This window comes from Micromonospora sp. M51 (genome assembly GCF_018070305.1).
GTDB classification, from domain to species: domain Bacteria; phylum Actinomycetota; class Actinomycetes; order Mycobacteriales; family Micromonosporaceae; genus Micromonospora; species Micromonospora parva.
The window spans coordinates 1-7,772 of record NZ_JAGPXZ010000240.1 but is presented as its reverse complement, the minus strand read 5'-3'; the positions used below and the strand labels follow the sequence as shown (position 1 = coordinate 7,772).

The 7,772-nt window shown below is 69.0% G+C and carries 7 protein-coding genes, 1 tRNA gene and 1 pseudogene; 5 read left to right on the top strand and 4 right to left on the bottom strand.

The genetic code is table 11. From position 1 onward, the window contains the following. A pseudogene (locus KBX53_RS15065) lies at positions 1-541 on the top strand (hypothetical protein); the annotation flags it as partial. Positions 542-551: 10 nt separating this feature from the next. Here KBX53_RS15065 and mdlC read toward each other — a convergent pair. Beyond that, positions 552-2,147: a benzoylformate decarboxylase gene (gene mdlC, locus KBX53_RS15060; protein WP_030331480.1), complete on the bottom strand. Its 1,596-nt coding sequence runs from the start codon at positions 2,145-2,147 to the stop codon at positions 552-554. Between the two features lie 322 nt (positions 2,148-2,469). Here mdlC and KBX53_RS15055 point away from each other — a divergent pair, with 322 nt between their 5' ends. Both KBX53_RS15055 and KBX53_RS15050 read left to right on the top strand, forming a co-directional pair. Then, on the top strand, positions 2,470-3,060 hold the full coding sequence (locus KBX53_RS15055; RefSeq protein ID WP_030331478.1) for a YqgE/AlgH family protein: 591 nt from the start codon (positions 2,470-2,472) through the stop codon (positions 3,058-3,060). A gap of 89 nt (positions 3,061-3,149) precedes the next feature. Next, positions 3,150-3,222: transfer RNA gene (locus KBX53_RS15050), tRNA-Ala, on the top strand. Positions 3,223-3,751: 529 nt separating this feature from the next. Here the strand turns inward: KBX53_RS15050 and KBX53_RS15045 are convergent. From KBX53_RS15045 to KBX53_RS15035, 3 genes are all read right to left on the bottom strand, one after another. Then, a complete protein-coding gene (locus KBX53_RS15045) occupies positions 3,752-4,012 on the bottom strand; it encodes a YciI family protein (protein WP_210859900.1) in 261 nt (86 codons plus the stop codon). Between the two features lie 468 nt (positions 4,013-4,480). Next, entirely contained in the window at positions 4,481-4,753 is a 273-nt protein-coding gene (locus KBX53_RS15040; RefSeq protein ID WP_210859898.1) for a hypothetical protein, read from the bottom strand. Between the two features lie 1,660 nt (positions 4,754-6,413). After that, complete coding sequence (locus KBX53_RS15035) at positions 6,414-6,536, bottom strand: 50S ribosomal protein L36 (protein ID WP_030331473.1); 123 nt, start codon at positions 6,534-6,536, stop codon at positions 6,414-6,416. A 106-nt stretch (positions 6,537-6,642) separates the two neighbouring features. Between KBX53_RS15035 and KBX53_RS36855 the strand changes: the two genes are divergently transcribed. Together KBX53_RS36855 and KBX53_RS15025 are read left to right on the top strand one after the other, a co-directional pair. Further along, positions 6,643-7,005, top strand: coding sequence for an SdpI family protein (locus tag KBX53_RS36855; protein ID WP_210859896.1), 363 nt, complete (start codon positions 6,643-6,645; stop codon positions 7,003-7,005). Positions 7,006-7,063: 58 nt separating this feature from the next. Further along, a partial coding sequence (locus KBX53_RS15025; RefSeq protein ID WP_210859894.1) for a lytic polysaccharide monooxygenase occupies positions 7,064-7,772 on the top strand: 709 nt, incomplete at its 3' end.

Here is a 7,772-nt window from a genome sequence, read left to right as displayed (position 1 = left end):
GCCCGGTCGGCCCACCCCCGGCGGCCCCACCGTCGAACCAGGGCCGGACGGGTGGGTGACGAGCAGCACGCGGACCGCCTGTCTCCCGCTCACCGTCACCGCTGTCACGTTCGACACCGTGCCGGTCCGCACGAGCCGCGGTGTGGCGCAGGTCCCGGCCTGGCTGTTCACCATCGAGGAGCTGACCGCCCGGGTGGCCCGGCTCGCCGTGGCGCCCACCGCGGTCACCAGGGTTCCCGAGCCCACCGCGCCGGCCCGCCCCCTGCCGGACGGGTTGGTGGCGGCCCAGGACCTGGCGGCCGTCGACGACACCCGGCTGACAGTGCGGCTCGGCGTCGGCGCGTGCGACCCCGGGATCACCCCGCTGGTGTGGGAACGGCCGGACGTCGTGGTGGTCGGTGGCCGCGTCACCCGGGCCACCGGCGAATGCATCGCACTGCTGAAACTGGAGCCGGTCACCGTCACCCTCGCGACGCCGCTGGGCGCCCGGCCGGTGCTGGATGTCCACACCGGCGCCCCACTGTCGATCGCATCGCGCTGAACGACCCGGTTCAGAGGATGCTGGGCACGTCCGTGCTGATCGGCACCGGCACAACCGTGGGACGGTCGGCGCCCAGCCCGGCGGTGAGCGCCGCGCCGAGCTGATCGGGGGTCTCCACCACCTCCGTGGCGCAGCCGTAGCCGGCCGCGATCGCGACGATGTCCAGACCCGGCAGGTCCAGGCCGGGCACCCCGGGAGTGTGCTTCAGCTCGGCGAACGCCTTGAGGATGGCGTACTGCTGGTTGACCGGGACGACGACCACCACGGGCAGTGCCAGGCGCGCGGCCGTCCACAGCGCCTGCACCGAGTAGTGGAACGAGCCGTCGCCGACCACCGCCACCACCGGGCGACCGCGCCCGGTGTCCCGCTCGGCCAGGGCGACGCCGATTGCCGCCGGCAGCCCGTAGCCGAGGCCGCCGCTGGCCATGGTGAAGTACGACGCCGGGCGGGTGATCCGCAGCTGACGGCGCAGTGCGGACAGGTTGGACGGTGACTCCTGCACCAGCACGGCGTCGGTCGGCCAGTGCGCGGCCAGCGCGGCGAACAGGGCGTCGGCGCTCAGTGGGGTGCCGACCTCGGGCGGTGGTGGTGTGTCCCGTCGTGCGGGCGCCGGCCGGTCACTCGGCGGCACCCGTTCGACCAGCGCGTCCAGGGCCAGCCCCGGGTCACTGAGCAGACTGTCACCGACCGGGGCTCGGGCGGCCTCGTCCGGGTCGTCAGTGACGTGCAGCAGGCGGGCGCCGTCGGGCAGGTGCCCGCCCGGCACGTACGGGTAGTAGCGGAAGACCGGGGCGCCGACGACCAGCACCGTGTCGTGTCCGCGCAGCGCCTCGGCGAGGGGACCGATCGCGTACGGCAGCACGCCACGGAAGTGCGGGTGGTCCTCGGGGAAGACGGCTCGCTCGGTGGCGGGGGCCGACCAGACCGGCGCGGCGAGCCGTTCCGCCAGCGCCACCGCGGCCGACCAACTCGCCGAGCGGTCCACCCCCGGCCCGTACACGAGCGCCGGGTTGCGGCTGCCGGCCAGCACCGTGACGAACTCCGCCAACCGCTGCGGGTCCGGTGCGAACCGGGTGGCCACCGTTCGCGGCGCGGGCGGCGGGTCGGCTGGCTGGGCCCAGTCGTCCATCGGTAGGGAGAGGAAGACCGGCCCGGCCGGTGGCTGCACCGCGGTCGCGTACGCCCGCAGCATGGCCGCCGGGATGTCCTGCGCCCGCGCCGGCTCGTAGGCCCACTTCACGTACGGCTGCGGGAGTTCGGTGGGCCGGCGGTTGGCCAGCCGGGGTTCGAGGAGCAGCATCTCCCGGGTCTGTTGGCCGGCGGTGACGATGAGTGGGGTCTTGTTGTGCCAGGCGGTGACCAGGTTGCCCATGCCGTTGCCGGTGCCGGGGGCGGTGTGCAGGTTGACGTGGGCGGGCACTCCGGCGGCCTGGGCGTAGCCGTCGGCCATCGCCACGGCCGTCGCCTCGTGCAGCGCGTGGACGTAGTGGAAGTCGGCCGGGAAGTCCTGGAGGAACGGCTCCTCGGTGGAGCCCGGGTTGCCGAAGACGGTGGTCAGGCCGAGGGTGCGGAGCACGTCGTACGTCGCGTCCCGGACAGTTGCCATCGCCACCCGCCTCCGTGTCGCGGGCAGGGACAACCGTGATCGCCCTCCCGATCAGCCGAATCTATCGGGATGTGACGGACCTTTCGGGCTTTTCTCGGCGGTCGGTGCTCCGAAACGGTCGATCACCGGGAGGTCTGCCAACCGGTGCATCGGCCCTTCGTCTCAACTGTCTGATCACCCGCCGGTCAGACCTTAGCCAGCACCCAGCACGCAAGCTATGGTGCCAGGCATGGCGTTGACAGCGCGGCGGAACCCGATGCGCCGGGCGGATCCGGTCGAGGACCGGTCCCCGGGCCGGGCTCACGGTTGACGGGTGTGTGGCATGCAGGGAGAGGGCCAGGCGATCGGCGGACGAGCGATGGAGTCGATGACCGGGCGGCTGCTGGTCGCGACTCCGGCGCTCAAGGACCCCAACTTCGACCGTACGGTGGTGCTGCTCGTCGCCCACGAGCCGGGCGGCGCGCTCGGCGTGGTGCTGAACCGGGCCACCGAGGTGCCGGTAGCCGACGTGCTCGGTGACTGGAGTGACCTGGCCCGCCACCCGGCGGTGCTCTTCGAGGGTGGCCCGGTGCAGCCCGACTCGGCGATCTGCCTCGCCCGGATGCGCCACCCGATGCGTCGGCTGAAGGGCTTCCACCAGGTGTCCGGGGCGGTCGGCACGATCGACCTCTCGGTCGACCCGGAGCGGTTGCGGGAGAGCATCGGTGGCATCCGGGTCTTCGCCGGCTACTCCGGCTGGGGCAGCGGCCAGTTGGAGCAGGAGATCGCCGACGGGTCCTGGTTCGTGCTGGACGGGCTGCCCGGGGACGCCTTCGTCGACCGGCCCGACGACCTGTGGCCGATGGTGCTGCGCCGGCAGGGCGGGATGATGGCCGCCGTCGCGCACTTCCCGCCGGACGTGGCGCTCAACTGACCCGGCTGTGGCGGGGGACCCCGCGAGATGACCATGCGAGCGGGTCTGTGTATAGTTTCCCAGTGCCCGGGCGACCGGGACAACAGCAAGGGGCCGTGGCGCAGCTGGTAGCGCACCACACTGGCAGTGTGGGGGTCAGGGGTTCGAGTCCCCTCGGCTCCACCCTTGAGAAACGCCCTGGCCGGGATGATCCGGTCAGGGCGTTCACTGTTTTGAGCCCTGCCGTCGTAAGCGCCGTGCTCACCCCTTCGCCAGTGGTCGGTAATACCCAGAGGGCTGGGGATTTGCGATGACACCACCTGATGCGTCAGGAGGTGGCGTTTGCTGGCCGGAGCGTTCATTCGATGATCTACGCATCACTCGAATGGCTTGTTGCATCCACCACCAGAGCATCTGCGGCCGTCGGGACATCTACCGCAGTCCCGGAGTGCGGCCACCGCGACCCTGAGATCTACCGTGCATTGGTACGCGGCGCACCGCCGGGTTGAACGCCCGTTCCATCGGACCGGGATCCTGTTGACGGTCGTGTGCCCGCTGCCGGTCATCCTCGGCGCTCCTGGTGCTCGCCGTGCTGGTCGTGTCCTACCTGCTGTAACTGGGGTTGGCAACCGTGCTGCGCGCGCCGTGGACGACCAGTCGTGAATCGGGCCGGTCACCAGAGACAGCGGTAGGCGGGCTTCGTCGCCTTTGGCTACCGGACGATCGGTGACCACTCCCGCTGGCTGGCGATCGTCACCCCGGGGGTGCGGTAATAGGGGTCCGCGGCGACGATCGCGGCAAACGCCTCGGCGTCTGGGACGTCAAAGACCAGGAGTGCTCCGGAGTCGTCGGCGAGCGGCCCGGCCATGACCAGCTGGCCCTCCTGATGCAGGGCCTGGAGACGCTCCCGGTGCGCCGGTCGAGCGGCGAGCCGGTCGGGTTCGTCGCCGAAGGACAGCTCCAAGATGAACACCGGGTCCTCCTCGTCGGGGCGATCTCTCGAAGCATCTTAGTCAATCCGCATCGTCACCACCGTCTGGTCGCGGGCGCCCCTAGCGGTGGTCAGGGATCGACGATCCCGATTGCCGCGCACGCCTGATGCTCCAATTCGTCGAGGTCGTAAGAGTCGGGGCGTCCGGTCGAGGCCGAGTTCGGTGTGCACGATGCTAGCGACGAGACGGAGCCGGCCCAACGGCCGCCAGCGCCGCCGCGCAGCGGGCGTGGAACCGCTTCCGGGATCACACCGTCGGGTACGGCTACAAGCTCTGGCGACCGCGGAAGTGCCCCGGTGATCCCCGCCGTCCGGGAGGCACCGGCTATCTGCACGATGAACTCGCCACCGCCGGCCCGGCCATCTGGGTCACCGAGGTGGTTGCTTACAACCGGCCGGTTGCTGGGCGGCTACCAGCAGGTCGCCGCCCAGCAACCGGGGCGCTGTGACCTACGAGCCGACGTCCTGCGGCACCGCGGCCGAGCCGATGAGGAATGCGCCCACCCGCAGCGTCGGGAAGACCAGCCAGTCGGTGGCGGCCAGCGCCCCGATGCCGAACAGGACGACGCCGTGTGCCGCGTTGCCGGTGGCCATGATCCAGCACAACGAGGTGCGGGCCGCCCAGGTGCGGATGAGCAGGCAGAACGCCAGCACCGGCGCGAACTGGGCCAGTCCAAACCTTACCTGCGTGCCACTGAGGACGAGCAGTGTCGCGACTAGCACGGGGAGGGCGAACGCGGTGATCTGGTGCGCTGACTGGGCATGTCGCCCCACCGAAGGGCACGGCAGGACGGTTCCCGCACCGACGGGCGCGGTGCTGCGGTCGGGTGCCGGGGTCGAAGACCGTCGGAACGTGGTCGGTCAGCAGATCGCTGCAACCGACCGGAAGGTCCCCCGACGCTTTACCCGGTCGAGTTCGTCCATGATCTCGGGGGGGGGTGACCGCCCGCGCGAGGATGCTGCGTGACTCGAGCGCGCGGGGGCCTTCAGTTGCGGGTTAGCAGGTCAGTCGAAGACTAAACCAATCTGCTAACCCGCAACTGTCGCAACTTCTCTTGACGCCTAGATGGAGCGGCAGTCGATCGCGAACGGTGAGAATCCAGATCGGCCTTGGTTGTTGCTGCCGCCCAATTGCAAGTGCGACGCTCTGTACCTCTCAATTGCGCGAAGTTAAGAGATTCGCGAGGCGCGGAACAATGCCCCATCATCACTAATGATAACAGCGTGGCGGTTGGCGCCCCAAGTAATCGATTAGGGAAACTGAAATGCTTATTGAGGCGAGATGCCAGAGCAGTGAAGGTCGCTGACCGTGATCCAGAGCCGACTATAGGCTTTCAGCGGAGTCGGCACTTTGAACATTAGAATAATCCAATTGCCTCGGCCCCTCTTCAAAGCAGCGATGACGAACCATCATTGCTTCGAATATCTAGGCTTGTTGCACCCCACTGCATCCTACGTTCCTCTCGCACACGTAGTACCAATCGACCCCGACGCTAAAGCCGGCGCTCCCGCCGCCAGCACTACTCCCGTTCGGGTCGCCGACCGTGCGAGAGGTGCCATCGTTCAGCCAGAAGTAGCCGTACACGCCGTTGCCGTCCGCCTCTTTATCATAAACTTCCACGAAGGTGTGACCCGACGATACTGTTGCCACGTCAGAGCCGTGGTAGGCCGCAGTGAAGTGGGCATGGGCTGGTGATCCCCATGCACCCAGCATCAAGGTGGCGCCAATAGCGGAGGCCAAGGCGAGCCGGAGATTCTTAGGGATGTTCATATGCTCCTTCTTTCGATCGAAGATCGTTAAAGGTGAAGGCTACCTTGCAAGCTCTCTTCCGTCAATATCTATTGTTGCTTTCGAGATCGATGTCCAACGTAGTCGACGCGACGCTCATCAGGCGGTCGCGGGGTACCAGCGACCGCCTGATGAGCGTCAGGTTTCCTATAGCGCCGAGAGTTTGAACATCTAACTCACGTGCTACTACAGGGCATCACATTAGCGGCTCCACGCGTTTGAGGCTGCCCCGACAGCACGATGGGAGGAGTGGGTTCCGCGCACCGAGGGTGCGGCCGACGGGGCTGGGCGGGCACGCTGGCCGTATCCCGGCCGCGAAGGCGACCTGGGTCATTATGGTCGGCAACCTCACTGTCGGCGCCGGCGCGACGGTGACCATCGCACGCCCTTGGCGGTGTCGCAAGGCTGGGTGATTTCAGGAGTGCAGCGATCGCCGGCCGCCTGCGACCCGCCCGGCAGACCCCGCCGATGCCGATGTCGTCACTTCGAATCAGTTCCAGTCAAGCGCAGGTGAACTCACCGAGCATGACCAAACGCCCTGACCGATGATCCGGTCAGGGCGCTCTTTGATTGCTACGTCCGTTAAGGGCTGGATTAGCCCTGGCGGCTCTTCCACTGCGGGTTGGCGCGGTTCACCACGACCGTCCGGCCGCGACGGCGGACCACCACCGAACCTGGCTTCTGCTTCAGCGCACGCAACGAGCTACGTACCTTCATCTCTGCCTCCTCGGTGCAAGCGGTTCCGAGTATCGAAACGCCACGCCCACCCCGGGGATTCCCGCCCTCTACGCTGATGGCTGGCGATGCGTGGGGAGGTGCCAGAGTGTGGCCCGGGGCCTTTGTGACCGTGGTCTACGCGTTCCTCGGTTGGCTCGTGGCGTTCACCGCCCGGGCCGCGCTGCAACCGACGGTGAACAGAAACCGCAGCCCCGGTGTACGGACGCCGGCGACGATGCGTTCGGCGGAGCACTGGCACGCGGCGCACCAACGGGTCGCCCGCCCTCTGCGCCGCACCGGCATCCTGCTGGCGGCCGTCTCACCGCTGCCGATTGTGCTCGGGGCGGTCTTCGGTGATCCGCCGGTGATCGCGGCAGTGCTGGTGCTCGCCCTGCTCGTCGTGCCCTACCTGCTCTACCTGGCCTACCTCGCCGATCGCGCCGCAGGGTCCGTCGACGGGAAACGGTGACCGGAGCCGTCGAACCTTTGCCCCGCGCCGGCCGTACCAGTGGGCGGAGGTCGTCCTCATGCCCGTACGCCGGCTCCTCGCCACTGTGCTGGTCGCTGCCGCGACAGTGCCGCTGGCTGCCACGCCCGCCGCCGCCCACGGAGCCCCGACCGACCCGGTCAGTCGCGCGGCGGCCTGCGGCCCCGAGGGCCGGTACGCGGCCACCAGCGCCTGCCGGGCGGCGATCGAAGCCGGCGCGGCCGTGCGCGAGTGGGACAACGTACGCGTTGCCGCCATCAACGGGCGAGACCGGGAACGGATCCCGGACGGTGAGCTGTGCAGTGGTGGGCTGTCCGCGTACCGGGGACTGGACCTGCCCCGCACCGACTGGCCGAGCACCGAACTGACCACCGGTGCCACGTTCACCTTCCGGTACCGGACCACCATCGAGCACCGGGGCACCTTCCGGCTCTACGTCACCAAGCCCGACTACGACCCCCGCAAGAAGCTGACCTGGGCGGACCTGGAGTCGCGCCCGTTTCTGACCCGGACCGACCCGCCGGTGCGCGCCGGGGCGTACCAGTTGGCGGGTCGGCTGCCGGCGGGTCGCAGCGGCCGACACCTGATCTACACGATCTGGCAGAACTCCAACACCCCGGACACCTACTACTCCTGCTCGGACGTGGTGTTCCGGGGTGCCAAGGCCACCGGCTCGCCGCCGAAGGCCGCCGCACCGAAGAGCGCGCCGCGTACCGCTGCGAGTGCGCCAGCCGCCACCGGGTCGGCGG

Excerpts from the sequence above, each read along its gene's own strand:
- mdlC (WP_030331480.1), bottom strand. The coding sequence starts at position 2,147 with ATGGCAACTGTCCGGGACGCGACGTACGACGTGCTCCGCACCCTCGGC.
- KBX53_RS15055 (WP_030331478.1), top strand. The coding sequence starts at position 2,470 with ATGCAGGGAGAGGGCCAGGCGATCGGCGGACGAGCGATGGAGTCGATG.
- KBX53_RS15035 (WP_030331473.1), bottom strand. The coding sequence starts at position 6,536 with ATGAAGGTACGTAGCTCGTTGCGTGCGCTGAAGCAGAAGCCAGGTTCG.